We start from the raw sequence: 24,410 nt of genomic DNA, 5'->3' as shown, positions 1-24,410 counted from the left end.
GTAACAGGCGGGTTAAAGTCCATGGCCGTAAAAATTGTTACTTACATAAATGAGCTAATGTAGCATCGGTAACTTCTACAAGCTGGTTTGTCGTTATTTCCAGTTGGAATCCTACTTTCCCTGCACTAATTATGATTTTATCAAGATCTTTGGCTTGCTCATCAATAAATACAGGATAACGTTTCTTCATTCCAATCGGAGAACATCCCCCTCGAATGTAACCTGTCACTTCGAGTAGGTCTTTGACAGCAATAAGTTCGATTTTCTTTTCTTTTGCGGATTTCGCTGCTTTTTTCAGATCTAATTCACACTGCACAGGAATTACAAATACATAATACCCTTTCGTGTTACTGCCTTGCGCCACTAAGGTTTTATAGACAAGTTCTGGAGACTTTCCTACTTTGCGCGCCACAGATAGACCATCAATGTCTCCATCGTCAACGGAATAAGTCAGCATGTCATAGGAAATCTTCTGCTTATCCAGCATTCGCATCGCATTTGTCTTTTCTTGCTTCATTTCATAGCCTGCCTTTCTTGATTGTTAATCACGTTAATTCTATTCTAATCATCGCTTGTATGTATGAAAAGTGCAGCTCACTAAACAGGGCGTGAAAACTTATGGAAGTAAACAACATAAAAAAGAGCCGCAGTCTGCGGCTCTCCTTATCAATCACCATAATAAACTGATTGTCAGTAAGTTAAATAAAGCTAATGGAAGAATCACATTGGGATTGGGTCCGTGGCCAGGAGGACCCCAACCAGGTCCTGGGCCGTGACCATGGCCGTGACCACCCCCACCCGGTCCATATCCGCCTGGATAAAATCCACGCTGATCTTCGACTTGCAAAAATACATAATGATCATCTACATTTACTACGATACCCTCAATTGATTCTCCATCTATGGTAAGTACTTTCACCTTGTGATTAACCAATTGCTTGCAAGTATGTTTTGCATGCTCTTTATGTTTTTTCAAGTGGTCTGCGAGCTGATGCTCACATTGATACATTAATTGATGTCCGCGATACGCCACTTCCTATTCCTCCTTTATAAATCATCCTGCTCACAATGTATGCAGCCGACTCATAAAGGGTGTTTGCCTATAGAAAGAGGTTACATCGGTTCATCATTCTTTTGTTTTAAGGATTCGTGGACCACATACCAGCCGATTTAATGAAGATTCTGGAATTCAGTTTCAATTGAGATACCATGTATTCAGCCAAGTCTTCAGGCTGCATTACTTTATCTGGATTGCCATCAGTCAGGTTCAGATCTACTGCCATATCTGTGGCCACTGTGCTTGGCGTAAGCGCAGTTACGCGAATATTGTGTTTCCTAACTTCCAGCATCAAAGATTCCGTTAATGCCAGAACTCCTGCTTTCGAAGCACTGTACGCACTTGTTACAGGTGCTCCTTTTTGGCCTGCTGTAGAAGAGATATTAATAATATCGCCTGATTTACGCTCGATCATTTGCGGTAGAACAGCTCTGGTTGTATAGTAAACACCCATCAAGTTAACTTTAATAATCTGTTCCCAATCCTTCGGATCAAGTTCCATAAAATTACCGAACTTCGAGATGCCCGCATTGTTAATCAGGATATCAATAGGTCCGAGTTCTTGACTGACATGCTCTACAGCTTTTGTAATAGACTCAAGATCGGATACATCCGCGGTTGCGATTGATACTTTGACACCGTAGGGTTGTAGTTCTTCTGCTACTTTTTCCAAGTGACTTTTATTCCGTGCGATGAGGCCTACGTGAATGCCTTCTTTTGCAAATTCAATAGCTGTTGCTCGTCCAATGCCTCTTCCTGCACCCGTAATTAGGGCGACTTTCCCTGTAAGGTTTTGCATTGTCTCCACTCCTTTTAATAAACTGTTACACTCGTATTATACTTTTATAACCTCTTATTTTCCAAACTTTACATGACAGGTATGCCATTAATTATATATTTGGATAAGCCGGGAATAACTATTCGGTATATAAAAACGGCAGCCCTCGCTTGAGAGCTACCGCCAAGAATATAAACTTATATTCGATTATACTTGAACCGTTTTTTTCCAATCTGCTGCAAATTTCTCGATTCCTTGATCCGTTAACGGATGTTTGGACAATTGTTCAATAACAGAGAAAGGAATAGTAGCAATATGTGCACCCGCCATCGCAACACGTGTTACGTGGTCTGGATGACGAACGGATGCGGCAATAATTTGTGCATCCAAATTATGAGTTTTGAACAATTCAGCAATTTTAGCTACAAGCAATACGCCATCTTCTGAAATGTCATCCAAACGACCCAGGAATGGGGATACATAGGTTGCACCCGCACGTGCTGCTAAAAGCGCCTGATTAACTGTGAAAATCAAGGTTACATTGGTTTTTACACCTTTTTTAGTCAGATAACGGCATGCTTCTAAACCAGCAAGTGTCATCGGAAGTTTAATCGTAATATTTTTATCATTATTATTGATTTTGATCAGTTCATTAGCTTGTGCAATCATGTCTTCCGCTGTCTCTGCATCAGGTGTTACTTCAGCCGATACGGATTCAACTTCAGGTACTTCACGTAAAATCTCCTCGATACGATCTTCAAATTTCACGCCTTCTTTAGCAACTAGAGAGGGATTTGTTGTAACTCCAGACAACACTCCAATTTTGTAAGCCTTTTTGATGTCTTCCAGATTAGCTGTGTCAATAAAGAATTTCATCGATATTACCTCCGTTTATTGGGTATGATTTGTAGGCTTCAAATTTATCGTAAACGTGTTGTATACGTTCCTTCTATTGAAGCACAGGGCTTTTTGTTGCAAGACTAAGCTCTTCTTCTATTATTTCAGTTCTCTTTTCCTCTTCTTGATCGAACCACCAGTGATATCCATCCTGCTCAAGCAATTCATCCGAAGCAGAAGGTCCGTTGGTTCCCGCAGCATATATATGAAGAGGTACAAGATTCTCGTTGTATGCTTCTAAAATCGGCTCGACCCATTGCCATGACAACTCCACTTCTTCCCAATGTGCAAAGAACGTAGAGTCTCCGTGTAGCGCATCACCGATTAGATTCTCATATGCTTCCGGTAAATTCGCTTGGCTCTCGTGGAAATCGATATACATCGGTTTGATCTTCTCTTTATTCAGAGGATCTCTTGTATTCAGATGCAGCGAAATTCTTTCGTCTGGACTGATTTCAAAAACGAGCAAATTCGGCTTTTTATTCTCTTCTTGTGCTCCGCCGGACTTCTTCAATGGCTCTTTGAACTCGATCACAATACGTGTCGATTTCTCCTTCATTCTCTTACCTGTACGGATATAAAAAGGAACCCCGCGCCAGAAATAGTCGTCAATTTTTAGCTTCGCCGCAATAAAAGTATCATTACTGGAGTCTTCAGGGATGTTGGGTTCCGAAGTATAGCCTACGACTGGATTCCCATCAATCACTCCTGCCCCATATTGTCCACGGATCACATAAGATTTGACATCTTCTTTATGCAGCTGCTCCAAAGAATTCATGACGATTTTCTTTTTCTCCCGAACATCATCATTTGTTGTATTATTCGGAGAGTGAGTCGTCAGCATCATGAGCAATTGCAGCATATGATTCTGGAACATATCCCTTACTGCTCCCGCTTGATCATAATAACCAGCCCGCTCTTCCACACCTACGGTCTCATTGGACGTAATTTGAATATTGGCTATATAGCGATTGTCCCACAAGGCTTTAAAGACTGGATTGTTATTTTGGAGAACTTCCAGTTTCTGAACCATCGGTTTGCCAAGATAATGATCAATACGGAAAATTTCTTCTTCCTTAAAAGCAATGGACAAACTTTCATTTAACTCTCGTGCAGACTGTAAATTATGTCCAAACGGTTTCTCGATCACCAGGCGCTTCCATCCACTTGTTCTTCCGAGTCCGCTTTCCTGAATATTAGCAGCAATGGTTCCAAAAAATTGAGGTCCTACAGACAAATAAAACATCCGATTCGACTTCGTCTGAATTTTTTGTTCCTGTTGTTCAATTTCTTGCAGCAATGTTTTGTAATCTTCTTTATGACCAACATCAAGAACACGATAGCGGAATACCTCTATAAATTTTTGAAGATTTTCTTGATCTATCACTTTGCGCCGGGAGAACATCCGTAAAGATTTCTCAACATTGGCCTGAAAATCAGAATCGGAAAGTTCTCTTCTTCCAAGACCAAATACAGAGAACGATTCAGGTAATTTTTGATCAATAAATAAATTATATAAAGCAGGGTAGATTTTTCTTTTCGCTAAATCCCCTGTGGCTCCAAACAATACAAATGTAATAGCCTCCATGATTTCTCTCCTCTCCGTTGATGCCTGTTAGTTAAACCTTTTAGTTAAATCTGGTATTTCAATCTTTAATCCACTATAATACAAATCACACCTATACAGGTAATTAATATATTTCACAGGAGCTATAGATGACGTCTATGATCAATCACGAACTATACAAAGTATTTTATTGGGCAGCGAAAACCGGAAGCCTCTCTAGCGCAGCAAAAGTGCTGTTTATTACTCAGCCAAGTGTCAGTCACGCGATCAAACAACTGGAGGCAAGCCTGGGTGTCACCTTGTTTTACCGAACTTCCAAAGGGGTCTCTTTAACCCAAGAAGGGGCAACTCTATATTCTTATATAGAACAGTCCCATATTCTAATTTCACTCGCTGAAGAAAAAATGACGGCACTTAAGAAACTAGATAGCGGTGATCTGCGAATCGGCGGAAGCGATTCCTTGTTCAAACATTACATGCTTCCTTATCTAGAGAGCTATCATCAGAAATATCCGGGTATTAAGCTTCACCTTAATCACGGGACAACTCCAGAAACCATTGCTTTCTTGAAGGAAGGCAAGATTGATCTAGGTGTCGTTCGGATGCCGATCGTTGATCCACAAATCGAGGTCATTGGTGGTGTTCACCTGCAGGACTGCTTTGTGGCGGGAGCTCGTTATGCGGAACTTAAAGATCGCGTATTAACACTCGAACACCTGCTTGAGTATCCAATCATTTTATTTTCACGCAACAGCCGGGCACGAATGGCAATAACAGAACTTTTTCAGACCTACGGACATCAAATCAAACCTGAAATCGAGGTAGGCAGTGTAGATTTGTTAATTGAACTTGCACGAAAAGGTCTTGGCATCTCTTATGTAACGAAAGAGTTCATTTCGAAAGAACTTGAAGAAGGCTCTCTATTTGAAATTCAACTCGATATCCAAATGCCTCCCTCTCAAGTGGGTCTTATGACTATGCGTAATATGCCGCTGTCCACGGCAGCCAGCAAATTTATTGAACTCGTAAATTAATCTCATTAAATAAAAGAGAGCATTTTTACGAAAAAAAGAGCATTCATCGCCTGATCTGTCAGGTTACGAGTGCTCTTTTTTATGATCTTCATTTCCTCCAAAATTTTATCACCTATATATACTCCTGATTAAAGCAACGAAAGGTATTATGAAATTGTTTCACCTAAATTAATATAAGTTCGTAGACTTACAACCGCAAATGACATATTGTCCCGTAATCTGAGCACCTTTATAACACCACATATTCCCGCTGTTAGGCTGAACGTACTGACTCACACAATCCATACATTTCGCTCTTACCCCTACCGGATCACTCGTATACCACCAGCCGGAAGGATGCGGACATAAACCTCTGCATCCATTCAATGAATTGTTCGTTGTGCAAGTAACATACGTGGAGGGGCAAGAGCCGTCCGCTCCGCATCCGGTGCAAAATTGTCCGTGTGGCGGAGAGCAAGCTCCCGATAAAAAAGAGACTTTAGCCACATCTTCTCTTGGATTAATCAATAACTTAGCGAGCATCAAAGCAATCTGCTCAGAAATTCGGTTCAGCCAGGTTTTACGCGTCCATTTTCGAGTGATGCGGCTGATCGAATCTTGTGTTTGCTCGTCTTTATTAACAGGTTTACGCCACATCCAATTCCCCCTTATAACTAGGAAACCTTTGCCGATTTAATATAACTTTCTAGTTGTTCCCGGCTGTTGACGAGTCCTTTATGTCTAATGACACCCTGCGAATCGATTGCATAAGCATAAGGAGTCACTTGAACATCCAGCTGATGAGCAAATTCGGAACTTACTAGAACGACTTCATTCTCGTACTCCATTTGATGAGCATAATCCTCGGCCAGTTCTGCCGATGAGAATAACATAAGAACCGGCTGTACCTGATGCTCTCTCGTCATCAGCTGAAAATCAGGCAGGATTTCAGCACATTCTCTGCACGTTGGCGACCCAAATAACATCAGAGCAGGTCTTCCATTCAGTTCTTCTGTAGACCACTGCCTGCCATCTAGGTGGGGAGTTGTGGCTGCCGGAAGCCTCTCACCAACAGGAATACCTGACTGATTCACTCCTCTTGCTGTCCCCATAATCATAATGCCGAGTTGCCTGAACAAGATTAGATTGAGGATAACTAACGGAACAACGAGCAGCCATAAAATCGCATACGATACCCAAAAGAATGTGGACATGAGAAAACACCTTCTACTTCGTTATTTTTTCAACATAGGTAGCGGCTATAGCACGGTAAGCGCGAATAGCGTAGACGGCATCCGGCACTCCGACTACACAAACCAGAGCAAATATCATACACAAAAGTTCCATCAGGAGACCTTCCAGCGATAAAGATAAAGGTAATTCCTTAGTCTGCAGCCAGCGATCCATGAAAATAAAGAGAGAAATGACAGCTAAAATCCCATTGCCAGCGGCAAGCCGGTAGCTTAGTTTAGATGCAATTTGTGAACCAAAACATCCGCAATCGACCCTTCCATTACGCTGTAAATAATAGATAACACCGATTCCTTGAATAAGATAAAGAACAGACAAACTAAGTAATCCCATAGCGGATGATATTGTAAAAAGGATAGTAACCGAGATAAACTGCATTACGATTAATAATAGATGCATATGGGAATTACCTGGGAAATGATGCGGATCACGGAAGATCTTACTCCATATATAGCTGACTATAGAAAAGAGCATGGGAAGTGTTAGTAACATCGCTGTAAGATCATACATGATCATCAGGTCTCCTTCGATCTTAGACTAGTTCATGAAAATAAGAATAATGGAACCTACAAGAAGTATGTAAGAAGCGAATAGCCGCATGGCAGTAAGCGCTGTGTGTCTGAACACCCTTTTCTCCAGCATCTGATAGACGACCGACCTTATAAAAGGAAGACTGAACACCATACCTCGAACGATTCCAAAACAAAAACCCGCTACCACACTTAGCCACCAGGGAGCAGAAAACAAAGAGATTAGGACATAACAATGAAATAATACGCCTGCTTGCAAAGTAATAAAGCCCATCCCCAGAATATTTCCCCATAGCGCTGCTGTGCGGTATCCTGCATCTTTAATCCAGACAGATGGTACGATAAAGTTACCGGAAGGCAACAGCCCTGCTTTGTTCCACAGTTCAAGTCCAATAAAAATCAGGAAAATAATGATAATAACAGGCTTATAATACAAGTCCACTTGAATTCCTTTCAGTAAAAGGTTTGCTCCGCCGATAATTAGTCCTGTTAACAAACCCCCAAGTGTACAGAAAAAAATATAGACTACTGCATACTTCATTTTGCTGACCTTTGTACTCTCAAGGCTTCCCAGCACATTTAGTCCACATGTCGTATCAACACTTGATATCGCAGCCGCCACAGCAAAAACAAATAATAAGAAGGACAACAACTTCGCATCTCCCCTTATTTCACATGGTTAATTACTTCCCTTAACTCATCGTATGAGTTATGGAATGAAATTAGCCTTAAATCAAAAAAACAAAGCAAGGAAGAAACAAAATGTCTCTTCGTATGCTTTGTTTTAGTGTACATTTTAAAATGCGTTTATTATAAGTCCTTTTACATAGGCAAGTGGTTATTTTCCTCTTGTGCAGCCGCTTTCCCTTTCGTCTGCCAAAATGACATCGCTGACGATACGAGAAACAGAAACGTCATGCCTGAAAACATCACTTTGGTTCCCAGAGCATCCGCCAGTATACCTGAGCCGCTTCTTCCGATCGGTGCAATAAGTCCGCTGACGGTATAATTCACACCATAGACTCTTCCAAGGCGATCATCTGGAGTGTTAGACTGCAAATTCGTGTGGAAGGCAGATCCGGTTAGACCAAAAGAAATCCCGGCAATAAAAATAAAAAAGACAATCCACAGCTCTTCATGAACGAATATCAGGCAGCCAAAGCCGATCGCTTGCAGCAAATACCCTATGCCGAGCAGCTTAAATGTACTGAAGCGCAAATACGATACCACCGCATACCCTGCTAATTGTCCTAACGCAAGTGAAGAATAAATCATTCCAATCACGGCAGACTGGCGCTCAGCAGATAATAATAAATCTTGGTCTAGAAATAAGGGTAGAAGTACAAAGAAGGGGGAATATGCTAGTAAGGACAAGCAGCTAATGATGAACAATTGCCGAATACGTTTGGTTTGATAGACAAATGTAAATCCTTCCACTGCCTCTGTAAAAACAGAAGTTTGCTTCTTTTCGGTCTTGGGTATTTGCGGTATATGTAGGAAACATGCAGCGAGAGAGGCGAATAAGAAGGAAGCTGCATTGATCAGTAGAACGATCTCGATCGGTAACCATGCAAGAAGAACGGCAGCTGCAGCGGGCCCAGCAATATAGCCAAGACTATCTGTCATCCCGATCGTTGCATTCGCGGTTGTGAGTTCATCTTTGGTCACGAACCTAGGAATTAAGGTATTCACAATAGGTTCAAAAAATTGAGTAGCCGCACCAAGTAAGAAAGAGAGGATCGTTAAACTTGTCACGTTCAAGGTTCCTGAGTAAGACAGTACAGCCATTGTTATAACAACACCGCTGCATAGAAGACTCGAACTAACGAGCAGCATCTTACGATTCCACCGATCCGATGCTACGCCAGATAGGGATCCAAACAGAAAGCTAGAAAGTGCAAAAGCAGCCAGTACGATTCCAGTTCCAGCTCCAGATTGTGTAATCCCATAGGCAAGCGCAATGACGGCAACAGAATATACACCATCTCCAAGACGAGAGATCAGCATACCCGCAAATGCCCAGAACATATTCCGATTTTTACTCAGCAATGTGATCTGCGGTATATTCAGCATTCTTGGTCAATCCCTCCTGTCCCCATTCTTAAAACAAAAAGAGTTATAATGTGATCCCATTCAACAGGAGATGTGCTCTATACATCTCAGCCGTATTAGGCAATTCGTCTTTCTGAGGCCAGCTTTCGGATGACCATACTGCGCCTTGGATAAAGGCTTTTGGACAGTGAATGAAACATTCTTCAACTTCGACCACAACGGCAAGTCCTGTCGTTGTCCCGTCCCATTCCTGACTTTGAATAAAATCTTCATTCTGAGTGATGAAGGCTTTTCCGTTGATACGAAGCACTTCATTAAGACCCGGAATAATAAAGACCATACCCACCTTCGGGTTATCAATGATGTTAAGTAAAGAATCCGCTCTCTTATTCCCACTACGATCTGGAAAAGCAATATGCTTCTGATCAAGCACTTTAACAAATCCAGGTTTTCCTCCTCTCGGAGAAACATCCAACTGTGTTTTGGAATTCGCTGTACCTAGAAAGAATAAGGAAGACAATTGCAAATACTTTTCAATATGTTCGTCTACGACATCCACAGATTTTCTGATGATCGCTTCCCGAGGCTCTTCAATCTTCATACGAAGTTGTTCTTTCGTGCTAACCCTATCTTTCATCCATAAATCATTTATCATCTCAACCTGCCCCTCCCTATTATTGCGGTCACTTTAACTATATAGAGTTTATCTTTCTTTGCCATTGATTGACAACCAGCTGAACTCTTTACTATAGTAATCTGATATAAAAAAGCACTTTATTACTTGAAAGGAAGAAATCTTCATGAGCTTACCTCTGCTTCATCAAACCCGAACAGCTAGCGAGGATTCGTTTGTACAGGGTGTAAAAGACTGTGTCCCCACTTTACTAGGATATATGAGCATCGGATTCGCTTTTGGAATCGTAGGCATCTCCTCTAATCTAAGCATTCTTGAAGTCGCTTTATTATCTATTCTTGTCTATGCGGGATCGGCACAGTTCATTATCTGCGCGCTCCTTGTGACGAGCACACCTGCTTCAGCGATCATTTTTACCACTTTTATTGTTAATTTGAGGCACTTTCTACTAAGTCTGACCGTTGCGCCTTATTTGACCCGTTACTCGCTGCCGCAAAACATAGGTTTTGGAGCATTATTAACCGATGAGACATTTGGTGTTGCTGCAAGCCGGATCGCCGCACAGGGTAAACTCAGTAATCGCTGGATGAACGGATTAAATATTACAGCCTATCTATGCTGGATCGCTGCTTGTACGCTAGGAGCGGTGTCGGGCCAGTGGATATCCAATCCTGAAGCGCTCGGACTTGATTTTGCTCTTGTCGCTATGTTTGCGGCTTTATTAGTATTGCAGTTACAATCTACTCCAAAAAACAAACTAACGCACCGCTTGTCCCTAGTTCTGTATATGATTATTTCGATGATTGTTCTCTCTTCCCTGCTTCCTTCTCATATCGCCGTACTCATTTCAACCATTGTTGTGGCAACCATTGGGGTGGTGACAGATCGATGACGATAAGTATGAATATGATTGGGCTGATTCTAGGATGTATGATCGTTACCTTGCTTCCACGCATCATTCCTTTTATTTTTGTTCGCAGTGTACAGATGCCTGAGGTCGTTCTAAAATGGCTTTCTTATATCCCTGTATGCATTCTGACAGCGCTGGTTACTGAAAGTATGCTGCTAGATACGGGCAGCCTGCTTCGTTTTGACTGGCATGTAGTGATTGCACTAATTCCATCCGTCATTACTGCTATATGGACAAAAAGTCTCTCTCTCACCGTCATTATTGGTGTTGCCTGTATGGCTTTACTTCGTTTCATGATGTAATACATAATCTATAGAATCAATTTCATAACTCATTGATTCATCATTAAAGAAATAGTTATATTTACGTAAACGATGTGTAATGTATAAATAACATTTCGTTCAGGAGGGAAAGACATGTTGCACAAAATAGAAATGAATACATCCAAAAGAGATGAAATGAGAGATATTACGCGGGACGTACAGTCTTATGTACGTAAAAGCGGGATTTTAGACGGCCTAGCAGTCATCTATACCCCGCACACAACTGCAGGTATCACCATTAATGAGAATGCCGATCCTGATGTCAAACATGATGTACTGATGAGACTGGATGAAGTTTATCCTTGGAACCATCCGAAATATCGGCATGCCGAAGGTAATACTGCCTCCCATCTGAAAGCAATCACGACAGGAACATCTCAGACAGTTATTATACAGAACGGGAAACTACTGCTTGGAAGATGGCAAGGGATCTATTTTTGCGAATTTGATGGACCACGTAACCGGGATTGTTATATTAAGATCATGGAAGGTTAACGTTGTTACATACGAAAGGCAGTGAGGTCACCTCACTGCCTTTCTCTTTTTTCAAATAGAATCTATTCTATTCAATACCTGATAACACACATTAATCCGTATAAAGTTGTCCATTAAATGTCTCTGGTCCTACACGTATCGTACCAAGTAGATTCGAGATGACATAAGCGGAATAGGTCAACTGAGGAGTGACGGGTGGATTAAAGTCTGTTGCAGTAAAGTTAATAATCTGTGGAGCTAATAGGCTGAGGTCAAATGTGGAAGTTGCAGAATATACGATGGGATCTGTCGGTGCTGTTCCTCTCACAATTCTTATCGTAATACCTGCTAAAGCAAGCGGAACCTGTACGGAAATCGTCCCACTGAATACCACACGCGGATTGGGTCCTGCACCAGCTGTTAATAGTCCAATTTGGCCAAATAACTGCGGGGTATTAAGCAGAAGAATGGGGATGGATATCGAGTTTGATGTCGAAGCATTCTGAGATGTTCTAGAGTCTATAAATTGGCTCATACCTTCTCTACCTCCTATTTCTAGTGATAGATTATCATATGCTTGGCCCTGCTATTTGGAATAAGCGGTTTTACTAATTATCTATAATGATCGAAGTCGTCTATAATACAACCAGGTTCGAATGGTGAAAGAACCAAAAATGCAAACGACCAAAATATTGAGCAAAGACTGAACTATTTGAGATAAATCAAAATTTTGAATGTGTAGTAACTGACTGTATTCTCCTATTTTTAGAAGATGGACAACTACAATAGGTATAGATATACATGAGTAGGTAGCAGCAATGCGTTTAGCATGTTTTAACTGATTAGATTTATCACTATAGATGTGAGGCGGCTCTTCCCCTATTGCATACTCATGGCTCCATAAAGTCCATATTTGAAAGTTGAACGGTGTAAAATAAATCAGCTTCCAACCCGCCTCTTTGTGAAAAGTATAGTAATCTTCATCTACATAGTTTTGGTAATCTGCACAATAACTTACTTTACGGGGAGTCCCCTTTTTGAAATAAAAAGTGCTTCCTGTTTTCCCCACATAATATAGATTGAGCCCATTTTCCTCCATTGTCTCCAGCCATTTTTCAAGCTTATCCGGCGCATAAGTCCAAGCATACCTTCGCTTTACTACGATTTGCCCTGAACGTCTTATCCGCTTTATTTCATCCCTGCTCGGTCTTTCTTCCTCTTGTCTTCTGCTCTCTTGTGAATAATTGCTCTCTAGTGAATGATTACTTTCACCAAGCAACCTCTTATTTGACCTCTTTATCTTGGTAATAGAGTAAAAGGAAAGTGACCATAGCATGATCCCCATTCCTGCGGAGAGGAAGGTGATAATCCAAAGCGGACTTTTCACAAAACCAAACTGAACTTTGGAGGATAAAACAAATCCTATTAGCAAGTAGAATAAAACAATTACTGTTAAATAAATAGAGATACTCCCAAAAAGATACATGATTTTTTTATTATGTTTGATTATGTTTTCACGTACAGGATAGCTTTCAATTTCATTTGAAGGTTTATCATTAGCCGCTACATACCAGTTTCCACTCTGCAAAACCATTGCCCATCCATTATGTGATAAAAAGCTAGACAATGACTTCTTTTGAACTTTATCGAACCCTATCTTGTACAACCTTTTTCTCTGTTCCCCTTGCTGAAATATAAAATATCGAGTTAACCGATTCAATTCTATTAATTCATGACCTTTCTCCGACATCGATGAAAGCCATTCCTCTGTTTTCTGCACATCATAACTCCAAAAGGGTTTACATACTTTTATTTTCACCAAAAAACCTCCTGTATTTCTGCGCGTTATCGTGTAACTCTTCAAGTCTGCTGATCTCCGCTGTGATTAACGTCCTGCCTAGATCAGTCACTTCATAAACTGTCTTTCTTTCCTCATCGGCAAATACCGTTATAATTCCATCTTTCTGCATTTTTGTTAACGTTCCATATACCGTTCCCGAACCTAAACGAAGTCTAGAATTTGATATGTCTTCTACATGTTTCACAATTCCATATCCATGCCTTGGCTCTGCTAAGGAGAGCAGAATATAAAATGCCGTTTCTGACATAGGTAGATACTTTTTTAGTGTTTTTTCGATAACCAGACTACTTTCCTCCTTTTACTTATACCCATGCAGCTAAAATGAAGTGAATATGTCGTACCGTGATTGTATCACAACGTGACATATTATGGATATAACTTACAGAAAAGATATATGTTTGAATTTCATTTATAGTAAATCAATTTCGTAATACCTTTAGTTGCTTTAAATAAGACTATGTAAATCAAAATGGTTCTATTTTTCTATATACAGTGACAAATTTATCGTTTTCATGAGTTATGAAATTGATTCAGTTTTACAATAATTCATGTAGAGAACTTCTTTGCACATACCAAAAAGGCTGCTAATTGTAATCAATCAACAGCCTTTTCGGTAGTAAAATATTCACTTGAACTTACGCTTGGACTGAAGCAGCTTAACTATAAGCTCTTCCATCTCCATATCTGGCAATGCATCTGCAAGTGCTTTTTGAAACGTAAGTGTAGCCTTATTCACTTTTTCTTGACCAATCTCTGTCAGCGCCGTATATACACTTCTGCGATCTTCTATACAAGCATGCCGCGCAAGCGCCCCGCATCCTTTGTTCTCGAAGCGAGCTACGAGTCGCGACATAGCCGACTGGCTGAGTCCCACCATGGATTCAAGCTGCTGCAATCGCAACTTCTTCATGGGTGCTTCCGATAGGAACAAGAGCATATAATATTCATTCAGCGATAAATCGTGTTTTTCTTGTAACTGTTGTTCAAGTGTATTCTCGATATTCGTTATCATTTGAGTTAGCGACTGCCAGTTCGAGATCAAGTCATTCATAAGATTTGATTCCATATTGTAATTTCCCTTCAGGATAATAAATGAACCCATGCAACGACAAAACAATCAATAACTGTAGTATAGCAAACATTAAGAATGAACACGAGTTACAATACATTCTGTACTTATTTCAATCGGAATCCCATTTTATACTGCTCAGGAAGTTCTATTTCTTTTCTTAACTGCTCTGCCGCATTTAAAGTCCAGTACGGGTTCTTAAGCATAGCACGACCTACAGCAACAAGATCTGCATCTTCGTTACCAATAACCGCATTCGCAAGCGCAGCATCATCCAATCTGCCTACAGCAATGACAGGAATATCAACATTTTGTTTGATCGCTCTTGCTAAAGGAACCTGATAAGCAACATGCGTGCCCGGACGTCCTGCTGCTGTAATCTGGCCTTCTCCCCCTGCACTTACATGGATCATATCTACTCCAGCTTCTTTATAAGCTTTGCTGAACTCGATACTATCTTCAATACGATATCCGTCTTCAACAAATTCGGTTCCTGAGATACGCATGATCAGCGGCATACTTTCCGGCATTTCACTTTTTACTGCACGAATGACTTCAACCGCAAATTTATTACGATCCTGTCCGTATTCGTCCGTTCTTTTATTTGTAATCGGTGATTGGAACTGATGAATAAGGTACCCATGTGCTCCATGAAGTTCAATCGTGTCAAATCCAGCCTGCACAGCACGACGTGCCGCAAGGCGGAATTTCTCTACCATTCCTTTTACTTCTTCCGTTGTCAGTTCTCGTGGTGTCTTCCATCCCTCATCAAAAGCGATAGGTGACGGAGCGACAGGTGGATTCGCATCCTCCGCTTTACGTCCTGCATGAGCAATTTGAATGCCGATTTTTGAACCGTAGTGATGTACATCTTCCACAATTTTAGCGAGTGGTGCAATCTGTTCGTCGGACCATAGTCCAAGGTCGTAATCACTTATTCGTCCATCCGGCTCTACATCTGTCATCTCAACGATAATCAGACCCGTACCGCCAATTGCACGGCTAACATAGTGCGTATGATGCCAGTCATTTGCTACTCCATCTTTTTTGGTAACTGAATATTGACACATCGGGGGCATAACCACCCGGTTTTTAAGATCTAATCCTTTGATCTGATACGAACTAAATAAGTCTAACATATATACACTCTCCTTTTTTACATTTGAGGTATGAAGCATTGCGTTCCAACAAACAGCTTACAGTCAAATTAATCAATGCATGCACATGCATGAATATTACTACATCCTTTTTACAAAGTCAATAATTACGAATCTAACCCCAACGTTAATAAACGAATTCATTACAAAATGAATCATGATTGGATAAAAAAAGAGCTATAAAACGTCCCGAGCAGGTACCATTTTATAGCTCTCTTTACACTCAATCTTTTGCATTCTAAACTAATGCAGCTTATTCTGCTGAATAAGTATGTAGATTTTAATAAATTAACAACCAAAGATATAAACCAAGCAGCGTGATAAATAAAGTAGGAATCGTGATGAGAATACCTGTCTTAAAGTAGGTTCCCCACGAGATACGGATTCCTTTTGCAGAGAGAACATGCAGCCATAATAGTGTCGCAAGAGAGCCAATCGGCGTTATCTTTGGACCGAGATCGGATCCAATGACATTCGCATAGATCAATGCCTCTTTTATAGTTCCCGTTACTTCTGCTGCATCGATCGCAAGTGCATTGATCATAATTGTAGGCAGATTATTCATAACAGAAGAAAGGATCGCAGCAATAAAGCCCATTCCCATCGTAGCTGCAAAGAGTCCTTCTTGCACAATAAACTCTATCACCTGTGCCAAGATATCGGTTAATCCGGCATTCTTAAGTCCATAAACAACGACATACATTCCAATGGAGAAGAACACGATGTTCCAAGGAGCACCTTTAACGACTTCTTTCACGGGAACGACTTCGCTTTTTCTTGCTGCAATTAAGAATACCATAGCAATAAGAATGGCTATAAAGGAAACAGGTATACCGATAAACTCACTTGTGAAATAGCCGATCAATAGAAAGGCAAGCACAATCCATGAGATTCGGAATAATCTTACATCTGCTATGGCTTCGGAAGGATTCCGGAGATGCGTAGAGTCATAGTGCTTTGGAATGCTTTTACGGAAAAATAGATAGAGAACACCGATACTTGCAGCTAATGAGAACAGATTAGGAATGATCATTCGACCTGCATATTCAGCAAATCCTATTCCAAAAAAGTCTGCAGACACAATGTTTACAAGGTTGCTCACTACAAGCGGAAGTGATGTCGTGTCCGCAATAAATCCACTTGCGATAATAAATGGAAAGATCTTCTTCTCATCAAAATGTAAAGCACGAACCATAGCAAGAACGATGGGCGTTAAAATAAGTGCTGCCCCGTCGTTAGCAAAAAAAGCAGCCACCATCGCGCCCAGCAAACTGATGTAAATAAACATGCGAACACCACTACCATTAGCGGCTCTTGCCATGTGTAGTGCAGCCCATTCAAAGAATCCAATCCGGTCGAGTATTAACGAAATGAGAATGATCGCTATAAATGCCAGTGTCGCATTCCATACGATCTGGGTCACATCCCACACATCATGAAAATCAACCACTCCTGCGAGCAAAGCAATTACAGCTCCCCCGCAAGCAGACCAGCCAATCGATAGATTTCGAGGCTGCCATATGACCAAAATCAGCGTTACGATAAAAATAATAATAGGTATAAATACCAAGCCCACCTTACGCCCCCCGCTACAAATTCTTGTTGTCTAAACCTCTACTAATTAGCTCTGTGAGATCATTATTATATAGGAATATGATTATATATTACAGAAAAAATATTATACTTTTGGACCACACTCGGATCGTTGTTCGCTGATGCCTTTCTCGCGGAGTAAAGCACTCCCACTAGGAAGTTGTTCAAGTACTGCAGAGATATAAGGCTTATCCTCAATAAATAAAGAGTAATAAATCCATTGACCACGTCTTTCCTCTTTAACAATGCCGAGAGATTTCAACTTTCGCAGATGCTGACTTATGGCTGGCTGGGACATTTCAAAGATATCAACGAATTCACATACACACCATTCCCGTTCTTGTAGGAGTAACAACATCGTCAATCTTGTTTTATCACCAAGCAATTTCAGACGATCAGCAGCTAAATTTAGTTCCTCTATATTCATATTTTCATTCCCTCCTTGCCCTATTAGAATGAGAATCCGAGACTACTAGACTTGCAATTATGACTAATCATATACAAACCTTCATCACATGACAACTACGTAAGGAATGGAATATCCTATTGCAAAATACATTGAAAAGAAGTGAACGTGTTAACCAAAATCAGAATAAGTTATAAAAAAAGAAAGACCGCCTTTACGTTACTTCTTCGGGATCTTAATCAGGAATTTATTCAAGTCTTGAGGAGGTTGGCATGGTTATGAAAAATCCAAATACCCCTGTATCTATTTTGTCTGTCCCCTTTGATCTTGGAGCGAGTCAGCGAGGAACTCGCCAAGGCCCAAAAGCCATTCTGAAGGCCGGACTTGTAAACAAACTGCATGCGCTCCAAATGAAACACACACTCCAAGAAATTCACTTCCCCCCTTTTATAGAAGAAAGTAATTCAAGTTCCCCACTATTGAAACATCTAAACGAGAACATATTAGTCCATTCCAAACTTGCTGACGAGGTATACCGTTTATCTAATAATGGAGCTTTCCCCCTTATCCTTGGCGGAGATCACAGTATTGCGATTGGAACGATTAGCGGACTTAGAAAACATCATCAGAGTCTAGGTATCATCTGGATGGATGCACATTCGGATTTAAACACGCCGCTTACTACCCCTTCTGGTAATATTCATGGCATGTCCTTAGCTGTCAATCTAGGGATGGGAGATCCAAAGCTTACATCGATTGGCGGCAATAAGTCGTCCATCAATCCCAAAAATGTCGTTATTGTAGGGGCAAGATCAATCGATTATGGAGAGCGAGAATTCATCCGTAGAGAAGGCATTACTTGCTATACGATGCATGATATTGACAAACTTGGTATGGCGTATGTAATGCAAGAAGCCATTCGTATCTCCTCGTCTGGAACAGATGGTGTCCATCTTTCTTTTGATATTGATAGTATAGATCCGCAGATTGCTCCGGCGACAGGCACTCCGGTTCCTGGAGGGCTTAGTTACCGGGAAGTACACCTTGCTATGGAAATGCTCTACGAATCCAGCATTCTTACTTCTGCTGAAATCGTAGAGAACAATCCCCTTTTTGATGATCATGAGCGTTCTTCCGAGCTCCTGGTCGGTCTTATTGGATCACTTCTTGGTGAACGTATACTCTAGACATAAAAAAGAACAGCTTTCCCAATCAGGAAGCTGTTCTTTAGATTCTTTATATTATGCGGGATTGGGATCTTTAGTTTTCTTCGATTTTGAACCAGGAAGTGATATTGCTTCCGTATTTTCGGTTCCTTGATCTACCGGATACATTTTACGGAATAAAAGTGTCTGGAAAATAAGGAAAGTACCGCCTGCCATCCAGTATAGCGGGATTGCTGCAGGTGCACTCATTGAGAAGAATGCCATCATGATCGGTGAAATGTAGCCCATGATGGCCATTTGTTTCTTCTGTTCTGCTGGCATTCCTTGCATAGATATGCGAGATTGAAGCAAGTAAATGGCAGCTACAATGAGTGCCAGTATCATATCTGGTTCCCCAAGTTTAAACCATAAAAACGAGTGACTGCTCATATCCGGCATAAGTCTGATCGCAGTATACACTCCCGAAAGAATCGGCAGTTGAATTAATATAGGCAGACAGCCAATATTAAGTGGATTAAACTGATGTTTTTTATAAAGTTCCATCATTTCTTGCTGCATTTTTTGCTGACTGGCTGTATCTTTCTTGTTCTCATAGCTTTTTTTCAGCGCATCGAGTTCAGGCTGCATTGCCTTCATTACACGTTTCATTTTCTGCTGTGATTTCGATTGACGCATCATGAGCGGAAATAATAACAGCCGAACAATGAGTGTCAGAGCTATAATGGCTAGCCCATAACTGCCGTTAAACCATCCCGCCAGATGCTGTGTGATATAAGAAATCGGAAAGACAATATAGTGATTAAAGAACCCTGGTGTTGTACTACTGATTTCACTCACATTAGAGCTACAACCTGAAAGTAAAAATACCGCTAGTAAACTTGCTAGTATAGCGTAAATCCGCACCGTCCGTTTTTGAATAGGAAAGAATCCTTTTGCTTTTTCCATGTATATCCTCCTCGTTATTGTGTTTTGCATCATTCAATAACGAGGAGTGATACTTATCAGAATCATCATCAGGTGCTATTTTATATCTTCGAAGGAGCAAAATGACGGATGTTACATAAAAATCGGCATCCGACGGCATTGGTTCAGGAACATATTCAGGCCATACGGCTTCGCCTTGCACACCAAGTCTACGAAGTTCACCTGATAGATGTAACAATGAAATACAAGTAACAGCAAAAATCAAACCGATCGATACTAAATATGGAATAAAATCATGGAGTTCTTGAAGCTCAAACCATAACAAAAGGATTCACCTCCTTTAACTACTATTATTATATCCTTTTTACAAATGAATAATGGTATTAATTTCATCAATTTTATAACAAAAGAAATATAAATGTGTCAATTTCATTATACCTTTTAAAGAGTTATGAAAATATGTGTAAAACCAAAAAAGCAGACACCCCTCTGCTTTGACCTCAGGAGTTCTCTGCTTTTTACGATTGTATTCATTTTTTATGATGTGAATCTCTCTACAATCTATATTCGGCTTACTTCTATTCCGGGTATGATCTCTATTTTTTTAATTATACCGGGATGGTCTTTCTACAGTAGGTTCTAAATTTCTATACAGTTGGTTTCTCCCTTTACCTTTACATGTGTACCATGCGAAGGAATTGCTGTGTTTCTCCTGCCCCATCGTTTACTTCTGCATCAAACATTCCTTGGTCGGCCCAGCAAGCTCTGCACTCCTCTTCTGTAGTACAAAATGTTGCATCTTCACAGGTATAACAGTACATGAGTAAGTTCCGGGTTACTTGGTCATTTTCGATTGCTTTCATTTCTCTCATCTCCTTGTTTTATCTCTTGAATTCAATTTAACATGAGAAACAAGATATGTTTGTGATTATTTTCACATTATTAAAAATATCACTGTATTTTTTTGATTTATAAGTGAGACCTCCCGTTATGGATGAATAACAGAAGGTCTCTTCCTTATTCAGCAGCTTATAAACTCGGCAGAATCTTCATTGTTTGATCAGAAGCGTTTCCCGTCATGGGTCCGATATGAAAAGTAAGGGTATCCCCTTTACGTTCGGTAAACCTAATTTGATCGCCAAAAAATGGAACGTCGTTGATTTCAGCATATTCCTGATCTGCTTTACCTAGCAATTTTTTATAAAGTAAACTCTGCTCTCCCGTAGGACGATCAATATAGGTTAGCAATCCTTTTTTATTTGGGCGAATAAGCAGGTACTCTTTGTCAACCGCTTCTACGAAGTATGTATCATCTTCGCCTCCCAGTTTTTTCAAATCATACGTTTGAGAGATCTTTCCTGTTCCATCTTCAAGTATACGTAACGTATCTCCATCCGTAAGAACAATTTCCTTCTTATCTACAGACAGAACTGCATTTTCTTCGAAACGATTGTAATACTTCACATAGCTCTGTCTAATGACAGCACCATTCTTAATGACAACCGTAAAAGTTTGCTTATTCAGCATGGGCTCTCCATAATAATCAGAGATATTCAAGATAACGAGGCCTTTCGCTGTTTTCGTAAATTGATACACGGGCTGATTATATATTTCTTTTTTAAAATCATAAAGTTGGTTTTTCTTCCCCTTTGCATTGATTGTAAAAAGTTTGCCCTCTTGGCTAATCTCGTACCGTAGTCCACCATAAACGCTGGAATCATTCCCCGAATATATACCCGTAGCGGATAACTTCTTTGCCAAGCGGTCATATGTCAGTCCTTCTCCCTTCAGTGCGGAAACAAGAAAAGAAGCGGGCACGTATATCTCTTGTCCATTCTTAAAAGGAGCCGCTGACATCGTAGTTCCCTTGCCATTAACTACTGCCTGCTTACTGTTTAGTCTAACTGCTAAATTCATGGAGGGACTGAGGACGGTAACTCTTTTCCCAGATTGATCTAAAGTAGCGGATAATGAAAGATCCTTACTGATCTGCAGAAGCGGCAAATAAGAAACCCCTTGCTTGATTACTGCTTTTCCTTCAATAACACTCCCTGAATCTAATACTAGTTCATAGGAAGGACTTGAAGCAGCTGCTCCTTGCACTGGCTGTGATGTGAATAATATATTTGCTGCAATAACAGCTGTCCCTATCTTAAGAACATGTAATCTTTTCATCTATCCTTCTCTCCCTTCATTCTCTGTACTGTACTCATTCATAAAATATATAACGTTGTTATATGAAGTTTGTTTCATAGGATTGGAAAATAAAATAGACTATGCATCTTGTAAAATAAATGCATAGTCTATACGTCTCAGCAGTATAAGCAACAATATCAGTTAAATAAATTGCTGTTTTTAAACATTTCCTTCCCATTCCTTAAAGAATTGATCTAGATATTGTTCCATAAATTGATGCCTTTTTTCAGCAAGTTCAATTCCATGTTTTGTGTTCATTAAGTCCTTGAGCTTTAGAAGTTTTTCATAAAAATGATTGATTGCTGTATTTTTGCCTGTACGATACTGTTCCTGTGTCATTTCTTCTCTCGGTTTTACCTCTGGGTCATAGATTAAATGCCCTTTGGAACCGGCATATACAAAAGCCCTAGCCACAGAAATCGCACCAATCGCATCCAGCCGATCCGCATCTTGAACAACCTTGCCTTCAAGTGTTCGCATAGGCGGATTATGCCCGCCGTTATAAGACATATTCCCTATAATCTCGAGTACATGCGAGCGATCTTCATCAGATACATGATGTTCTTTAAGCCATGTATCTACCTTAGACATCCCCGCTTCTTTGGAAGGATTCAGTTTCTCGTCCGCGATATCGTGTAAATAGGCAGCCAGTTTACAGATATAAAGATCCGCTCCTTCTGCGATCGCGATTTTCTCTGCTGTCTGAACAACACGGTAAATGTGCCAATAGTCGTGCCCTGTACCTTCTCCGCTAAGTTCTTGCTTTACATATGCTTCTGCTGCTTCAAGCAGAGCTTCTTCTTGTTTTGTAAGTACCTTTTGATTCATATCCTATCTCCTGCTCTATACGATTATTTGACTGAAGGCTGGGATGATAAATGCTTGATTATTGCTTGCTGCGCTTTATATTCGGCCATATTAAACGAGGGCCATGCTTTCTCCTGCCCTGCAAACTCCTGATAAAGACCTTTCAAATGATCATTCATTTGTGGATACTCGTCACTGAATTCGATCAAGATCGGAACGGCGTCTGCAGAAAGAGAAGTTAAAAATGGTTCGTCAAGTACTCCCGTAAGATGATATCTCTCAATATTTTTCTCAGCGATATAAGAATCCATCCCTGCATAGTTCACTATGACATAAGCGATCAACCCAAGAATAATATAACATTTTGCAAGCGGTATTCGCTTGTTATGAATCCATAGTCCTGCAATGATCATGAGTACAGCTAAAAACAGCATAAAAACATGAACTAGAAAACGGATGTGCGTAAAGCCGTACGCTTCTTCATACATATGGAGTCTGGAGTAAGCGGAATACAAAATAATTAGGGAATTAAGCACAAGTATGTACGTCATGAAATGATTGATGCGCCTTACTATAGGGTTGCTCTCTGCGGTATGCAAAAGAACCGTCATCAGTATGGTGAAATTAAGCAGAGCCACAAGCATCAGTTCAGCAAACCCTTTTCGTGCATAATCCGCATAAGTGATTCCCTCAGGCAGTGCTCCCTCCCAAGCTCCGAATAGATAAGAGAATTGAAGCACAATAAAGATAATATATACGATATTAATGAGTACAAGGACCGTAGCGCTAATAACAGGATCAAGCAACAGCGTCTTCGGCTCAATCTCTTCATTCTTCGAATTGCACTCATTTTGTGATTGTACCGGGACTCTGTCAGCGGAAATAGCTCCTTTCTCTACGTCATCAGAGTCATCTTCCTTAGAAAATGAATTCATAATCTGTTCTTTCTGCGATTCCGGCTTAACAAAACCAGTCACATAACCAAAAAACAGCAGCGTAAAGATAAATACCCATGTCAGACGGAAAAAGCCTTCACTGTACGTGATCTGATTTAGCCAGTTCGGAATCGAACCTAAAAAGGCTTCAAATAAACCATCTGCGGATGAAAGTAATGTGATAACTAAAACGAGCAACGGTGCTGAAATGGCCACACCAATAAATATCTTGAGAACTGTTTTCCTAGTACCCTCAGCCATCTTCTCAGAAATAAAAGAAGTAACACTCGAAAATGCGGTAGGAAAGTGTCTGAAATTTCTAGGAATTACATGAAGCAGAGTGTCATAAATAATCCCTTTTTGGAACCAATCTCTCGTCTGATATCCCATCCACATGGTAAGGTGAATCGCTATAAGAATTGGGAGAACAAGCAAATTAAGAAAATGAAAGAAAAATTGATCAAATAGAACATAGGAAAATGACAACATGACAATGACCAAAGAAAGTAATCCGTTGAATTTGGTGTATGGGACAAGACGATCGCCCGCAAACATTAACATAAACCCATAAAAAAAGAGAACAAAAATAGGAACTGAAATACCAGGTATGTGTCCATAAAATAAATACTGATGCAGGATTGCTAGTATACACGCAGCTAACAATGTCATCAGATTCCTTATGGGAGACCTCCAGATTGGCAATGCAAGATTCATACGTTACAACCTCCGAAGTGAAATTGGTTTATACCTTTTATCTTAGGTGATAAAATAAGAAAATAAATAGAAAGATAATCTCTAGAATTTTCGTAT

The 24,410-nt window shown here is 40.4% G+C and carries 29 protein-coding genes; 5 read left to right on the top strand and 24 right to left on the bottom strand.

The genetic code is table 11. The annotated features are described in order from the left end of the window. Positions 1–37: 37 nt before the first annotated feature. The 5 genes from ybaK to zwf form a co-directional block, all read right to left on the bottom strand. Entirely contained in the window at positions 38–517 is a 480-nt protein-coding gene (gene ybaK / locus PV403_RS07145) for a Cys-tRNA(Pro) deacylase (protein WP_213531463.1), read from the bottom strand. A gap of 153 nt (positions 518–670) precedes the next feature. Beyond that, positions 671–1,033, bottom strand: coding sequence for a hypothetical protein (locus tag PV403_RS07140; RefSeq protein WP_249716962.1), 363 nt, complete (start codon positions 1,031–1,033; stop codon positions 671–673). A gap of 106 nt (positions 1,034–1,139) precedes the next feature. Then, positions 1,140–1,856: a 3-ketoacyl-ACP reductase gene (locus tag PV403_RS07135; RefSeq protein WP_213531461.1), complete on the bottom strand. Its 717-nt coding sequence runs from the start codon at positions 1,854–1,856 to the stop codon at positions 1,140–1,142. Between the two features lie 186 nt (positions 1,857–2,042). Continuing rightward, the gene (gene fsa / locus PV403_RS07130) at positions 2,043–2,711 is read right to left on the bottom strand and encodes a fructose-6-phosphate aldolase (protein ID WP_213531459.1); all 669 of its coding nucleotides are present in this window, start codon (positions 2,709–2,711) and stop codon (positions 2,043–2,045) included. Positions 2,712–2,784: 73 nt separating this feature from the next. Beyond that, the gene (gene zwf / locus PV403_RS07125; protein ID WP_213531457.1) at positions 2,785–4,320 is read right to left on the bottom strand and encodes a glucose-6-phosphate dehydrogenase; all 1,536 of its coding nucleotides are present in this window, start codon (positions 4,318–4,320) and stop codon (positions 2,785–2,787) included. Positions 4,321–4,448: 128 nt separating this feature from the next. Between zwf and PV403_RS07120 the strand changes: the two genes are divergently transcribed. Next, positions 4,449–5,333, top strand: coding sequence for a LysR family transcriptional regulator (locus PV403_RS07120; RefSeq protein WP_213531455.1), 885 nt, complete (start codon positions 4,449–4,451; stop codon positions 5,331–5,333). Between the two features lie 168 nt (positions 5,334–5,501). On the opposite strand, the gene PV403_RS07115 is transcribed toward PV403_RS07120, so the two are convergent. The 6 genes from PV403_RS07115 to PV403_RS07090 all read right to left on the bottom strand — a co-directional run bounded on the left by PV403_RS07115 (position 5,502) and on the right by PV403_RS07090 (position 9,800). After that, positions 5,502–5,969, bottom strand: a complete 468-nt coding sequence (locus PV403_RS07115; protein ID WP_332084017.1) for a hypothetical protein — start codon at positions 5,967–5,969, stop codon at positions 5,502–5,504. Between the two features lie 17 nt (positions 5,970–5,986). Beyond that, positions 5,987–6,526 carry a thioredoxin fold domain-containing protein gene (locus PV403_RS07110; RefSeq protein WP_213531451.1) on the bottom strand — a complete coding sequence of 180 codons (540 nt, stop codon included), beginning with the start codon at positions 6,524–6,526 and terminating at the stop codon, positions 5,987–5,989. 13 nt (positions 6,527–6,539) lie between these two features. Beyond that, positions 6,540–7,073, bottom strand: coding sequence for a MauE/DoxX family redox-associated membrane protein (locus PV403_RS07105; RefSeq protein ID WP_213531449.1), 534 nt, complete (start codon positions 7,071–7,073; stop codon positions 6,540–6,542). A gap of 27 nt (positions 7,074–7,100) precedes the next feature. Then, positions 7,101–7,745 (bottom strand): hypothetical protein, encoded by a 645-nt coding sequence (locus PV403_RS07100; RefSeq protein ID WP_213531448.1) that lies wholly within the window; start codon positions 7,743–7,745, stop codon positions 7,101–7,103. 170 nt (positions 7,746–7,915) lie between these two features. Next, positions 7,916–9,166 (bottom strand): MFS transporter, encoded by a 1,251-nt coding sequence (locus PV403_RS07095; protein WP_332084016.1) that lies wholly within the window; start codon positions 9,164–9,166, stop codon positions 7,916–7,918. 43 nt (positions 9,167–9,209) lie between these two features. Continuing rightward, positions 9,210–9,800, bottom strand: a complete 591-nt coding sequence (locus tag PV403_RS07090) for an MSMEG_1061 family FMN-dependent PPOX-type flavoprotein (protein ID WP_332084015.1) — start codon at positions 9,798–9,800, stop codon at positions 9,210–9,212. A gap of 145 nt (positions 9,801–9,945) precedes the next feature. On the opposite strand from PV403_RS07090, the gene PV403_RS07085 reads away from it, so the two are divergent. The 3 genes from PV403_RS07085 (at position 9,946) to PV403_RS07075 (ending at position 11,507) form a co-directional block, all read left to right on the top strand. Then, positions 9,946–10,671 carry an AzlC family ABC transporter permease gene (locus PV403_RS07085; RefSeq protein WP_332084014.1) on the top strand — a complete coding sequence of 242 codons (726 nt, stop codon included), beginning with the start codon at positions 9,946–9,948 and terminating at the stop codon, positions 10,669–10,671. Then, positions 10,668–10,991 (top strand): AzlD domain-containing protein, encoded by a 324-nt coding sequence (locus PV403_RS07080; RefSeq protein WP_213531442.1) that lies wholly within the window; start codon positions 10,668–10,670, stop codon positions 10,989–10,991. The genes PV403_RS07085 and PV403_RS07080 overlap by 4 nt, the downstream gene beginning before the upstream one ends. A 114-nt stretch (positions 10,992–11,105) precedes the next feature. Next, positions 11,106–11,507 (top strand): secondary thiamine-phosphate synthase enzyme YjbQ, encoded by a 402-nt coding sequence (locus tag PV403_RS07075; protein WP_332084013.1) that lies wholly within the window; start codon positions 11,106–11,108, stop codon positions 11,505–11,507. A 91-nt stretch (positions 11,508–11,598) separates the two neighbouring features. Here the strand turns inward: PV403_RS07075 and PV403_RS07070 are convergent, their stop codons facing one another. From PV403_RS07070 to PV403_RS07040, 7 genes are all read right to left on the bottom strand, one after another. Continuing rightward, on the bottom strand, positions 11,599–12,021 hold the full coding sequence (locus tag PV403_RS07070) for a hypothetical protein (RefSeq protein WP_332084012.1): 423 nt from the start codon (positions 12,019–12,021) through the stop codon (positions 11,599–11,601). 81 nt (positions 12,022–12,102) lie between these two features. Continuing rightward, positions 12,103–13,305: a DUF2812 domain-containing protein gene (locus tag PV403_RS07065; RefSeq protein ID WP_332084011.1), complete on the bottom strand. Its 1,203-nt coding sequence runs from the start codon at positions 13,303–13,305 to the stop codon at positions 12,103–12,105. After that, complete coding sequence (locus PV403_RS07060; RefSeq protein ID WP_442951739.1) at positions 13,286–13,594, bottom strand: PadR family transcriptional regulator; 309 nt, start codon at positions 13,592–13,594, stop codon at positions 13,286–13,288. Before PV403_RS07060 ends, PV403_RS07065 begins: the two co-directional genes overlap by 20 nt. A gap of 378 nt (positions 13,595–13,972) precedes the next feature. Next, a complete protein-coding gene (locus PV403_RS07055) occupies positions 13,973–14,413 on the bottom strand; it encodes a MarR family winged helix-turn-helix transcriptional regulator (RefSeq protein ID WP_332084010.1) in 441 nt (146 codons plus the stop codon). 110 nt (positions 14,414–14,523) lie between these two features. Then, positions 14,524–15,555, bottom strand: a complete 1,032-nt coding sequence (locus PV403_RS07050) for an NADH:flavin oxidoreductase/NADH oxidase (RefSeq protein WP_213531434.1) — start codon at positions 15,553–15,555, stop codon at positions 14,524–14,526. A 298-nt stretch (positions 15,556–15,853) separates the two neighbouring features. Next, on the bottom strand, positions 15,854–17,143 hold the full coding sequence (locus PV403_RS07045; RefSeq protein WP_332084009.1) for an arsenic transporter: 1,290 nt from the start codon (positions 17,141–17,143) through the stop codon (positions 15,854–15,856). A 108-nt stretch (positions 17,144–17,251) separates the two neighbouring features. Continuing rightward, the gene (locus PV403_RS07040) at positions 17,252–17,587 is read right to left on the bottom strand and encodes an ArsR/SmtB family transcription factor (RefSeq protein ID WP_283771251.1); all 336 of its coding nucleotides are present in this window, start codon (positions 17,585–17,587) and stop codon (positions 17,252–17,254) included. A gap of 263 nt (positions 17,588–17,850) precedes the next feature. Here PV403_RS07040 and rocF point away from each other — a divergent pair, with 263 nt between their 5' ends. After that, positions 17,851–18,759, top strand: a complete 909-nt coding sequence (gene rocF / locus PV403_RS07035; protein ID WP_332084008.1) for an arginase — start codon at positions 17,851–17,853, stop codon at positions 18,757–18,759. Positions 18,760–18,813: 54 nt separating this feature from the next. Here rocF and yidC read toward each other — a convergent pair whose 3' ends face one another. The 6 genes from yidC to PV403_RS07005 all read right to left on the bottom strand — a co-directional run bounded on the left by yidC (position 18,814) and on the right by PV403_RS07005 (position 24,314). After that, complete coding sequence (gene yidC, locus PV403_RS07030; protein WP_332084007.1) at positions 18,814–19,683, bottom strand: membrane protein insertase YidC; 870 nt, start codon at positions 19,681–19,683, stop codon at positions 18,814–18,816. Next, positions 19,583–19,987, bottom strand: a complete 405-nt coding sequence (locus tag PV403_RS07025) for a hypothetical protein (protein ID WP_332084006.1) — start codon at positions 19,985–19,987, stop codon at positions 19,583–19,585. The genes yidC and PV403_RS07025 overlap by 101 nt, the downstream gene beginning before the upstream one ends. Positions 19,988–20,336: 349 nt before the next feature. Then, entirely contained in the window at positions 20,337–20,525 is a 189-nt protein-coding gene (locus tag PV403_RS07020) for a hypothetical protein (protein ID WP_191799612.1), read from the bottom strand. Positions 20,526–20,691: 166 nt separating this feature from the next. Further along, positions 20,692–21,837 carry a stalk domain-containing protein gene (locus PV403_RS07015; RefSeq protein ID WP_332084005.1) on the bottom strand — a complete coding sequence of 382 codons (1,146 nt, stop codon included), beginning with the start codon at positions 21,835–21,837 and terminating at the stop codon, positions 20,692–20,694. A 180-nt stretch (positions 21,838–22,017) separates the two neighbouring features. Continuing rightward, positions 22,018–22,686, bottom strand: coding sequence for an HD domain-containing protein (locus tag PV403_RS07010; protein ID WP_332084004.1), 669 nt, complete (start codon positions 22,684–22,686; stop codon positions 22,018–22,020). Positions 22,687–22,709: 23 nt separating this feature from the next. Then, a complete protein-coding gene (locus PV403_RS07005; RefSeq protein WP_332084003.1) occupies positions 22,710–24,314 on the bottom strand; it encodes a DUF4153 domain-containing protein in 1,605 nt (534 codons plus the stop codon). Positions 24,315–24,410: the final 96 nt, after the last annotated feature.

It is taken from the genome of Paenibacillus sp. GYB006 (assembly GCF_036577645.1).
In the GTDB taxonomy this organism is placed as follows: domain Bacteria; phylum Bacillota; class Bacilli; order Paenibacillales; family Paenibacillaceae; genus Paenibacillus.
The sequence above is the reverse complement of the archived record's forward strand: the minus strand, read 5'-3'. Positions and strand labels throughout refer to the sequence as shown.

Excerpts from the sequence above, each read along its gene's own strand:
- rocF (WP_332084008.1), top strand. The coding sequence starts at position 17,851 with ATGAAAAATCCAAATACCCCTGTATCTATTTTGTCTGTCCCCTTTGAT.
- PV403_RS07050 (WP_213531434.1), bottom strand. The coding sequence starts at position 15,555 with ATGTTAGACTTATTTAGTTCGTATCAGATCAAAGGATTAGATCTTAAA.
- PV403_RS07015 (WP_332084005.1), bottom strand. The coding sequence starts at position 21,837 with ATGAAAAGATTACATGTTCTTAAGATAGGGACAGCTGTTATTGCAGCA.
- ybaK (WP_213531463.1), bottom strand. The coding sequence starts at position 517 with ATGAAGCAAGAAAAGACAAATGCGATGCGAATGCTGGATAAGCAGAAG.
- fsa (WP_213531459.1), bottom strand. The coding sequence starts at position 2,711 with ATGAAATTCTTTATTGACACAGCTAATCTGGAAGACATCAAAAAGGCT.
- PV403_RS07085 (WP_332084014.1), top strand. The coding sequence starts at position 9,946 with ATGAGCTTACCTCTGCTTCATCAAACCCGAACAGCTAGCGAGGATTCG.
- PV403_RS07095 (WP_332084016.1), bottom strand. The coding sequence starts at position 9,166 with ATGCTGAATATACCGCAGATCACATTGCTGAGTAAAAATCGGAATATG.
- PV403_RS07120 (WP_213531455.1), top strand. The coding sequence starts at position 4,449 with ATGACGTCTATGATCAATCACGAACTATACAAAGTATTTTATTGGGCA.
- PV403_RS07105 (WP_213531449.1), bottom strand. The coding sequence starts at position 7,073 with ATGTATGATCTTACAGCGATGTTACTAACACTTCCCATGCTCTTTTCT.
- PV403_RS07020 (WP_191799612.1), bottom strand. The coding sequence starts at position 20,525 with ATGAAAGCAATCGAAAATGACCAAGTAACCCGGAACTTACTCATGTAC.
- PV403_RS07055 (WP_332084010.1), bottom strand. The coding sequence starts at position 14,413 with ATGGAATCAAATCTTATGAATGACTTGATCTCGAACTGGCAGTCGCTA.
- PV403_RS07090 (WP_332084015.1), bottom strand. The coding sequence starts at position 9,800 with ATGATAAATGATTTATGGATGAAAGATAGGGTTAGCACGAAAGAACAA.
- PV403_RS07110 (WP_213531451.1), bottom strand. The coding sequence starts at position 6,526 with ATGTCCACATTCTTTTGGGTATCGTATGCGATTTTATGGCTGCTCGTT.
- PV403_RS07115 (WP_332084017.1), bottom strand. The coding sequence starts at position 5,969 with ATGTGGCGTAAACCTGTTAATAAAGACGAGCAAACACAAGATTCGATC.
- zwf (WP_213531457.1), bottom strand. The coding sequence starts at position 4,320 with ATGGAGGCTATTACATTTGTATTGTTTGGAGCCACAGGGGATTTAGCG.
- PV403_RS07075 (WP_332084013.1), top strand. The coding sequence starts at position 11,106 with ATGTTGCACAAAATAGAAATGAATACATCCAAAAGAGATGAAATGAGA.
- PV403_RS07005 (WP_332084003.1), bottom strand. The coding sequence starts at position 24,314 with ATGAATCTTGCATTGCCAATCTGGAGGTCTCCCATAAGGAATCTGATG.
- PV403_RS07060 (WP_442951739.1), bottom strand. The coding sequence starts at position 13,594 with ATGTCAGAAACGGCATTTTATATTCTGCTCTCCTTAGCAGAGCCAAGG.
- PV403_RS07010 (WP_332084004.1), bottom strand. The coding sequence starts at position 22,686 with ATGAATCAAAAGGTACTTACAAAACAAGAAGAAGCTCTGCTTGAAGCA.
- PV403_RS07080 (WP_213531442.1), top strand. The coding sequence starts at position 10,668 with ATGACGATAAGTATGAATATGATTGGGCTGATTCTAGGATGTATGATC.
- yidC (WP_332084007.1), bottom strand. The coding sequence starts at position 19,683 with ATGGAAAAAGCAAAAGGATTCTTTCCTATTCAAAAACGGACGGTGCGG.
- PV403_RS07135 (WP_213531461.1), bottom strand. The coding sequence starts at position 1,856 with ATGCAAAACCTTACAGGGAAAGTCGCCCTAATTACGGGTGCAGGAAGA.
- PV403_RS07070 (WP_332084012.1), bottom strand. The coding sequence starts at position 12,021 with ATGAGCCAATTTATAGACTCTAGAACATCTCAGAATGCTTCGACATCA.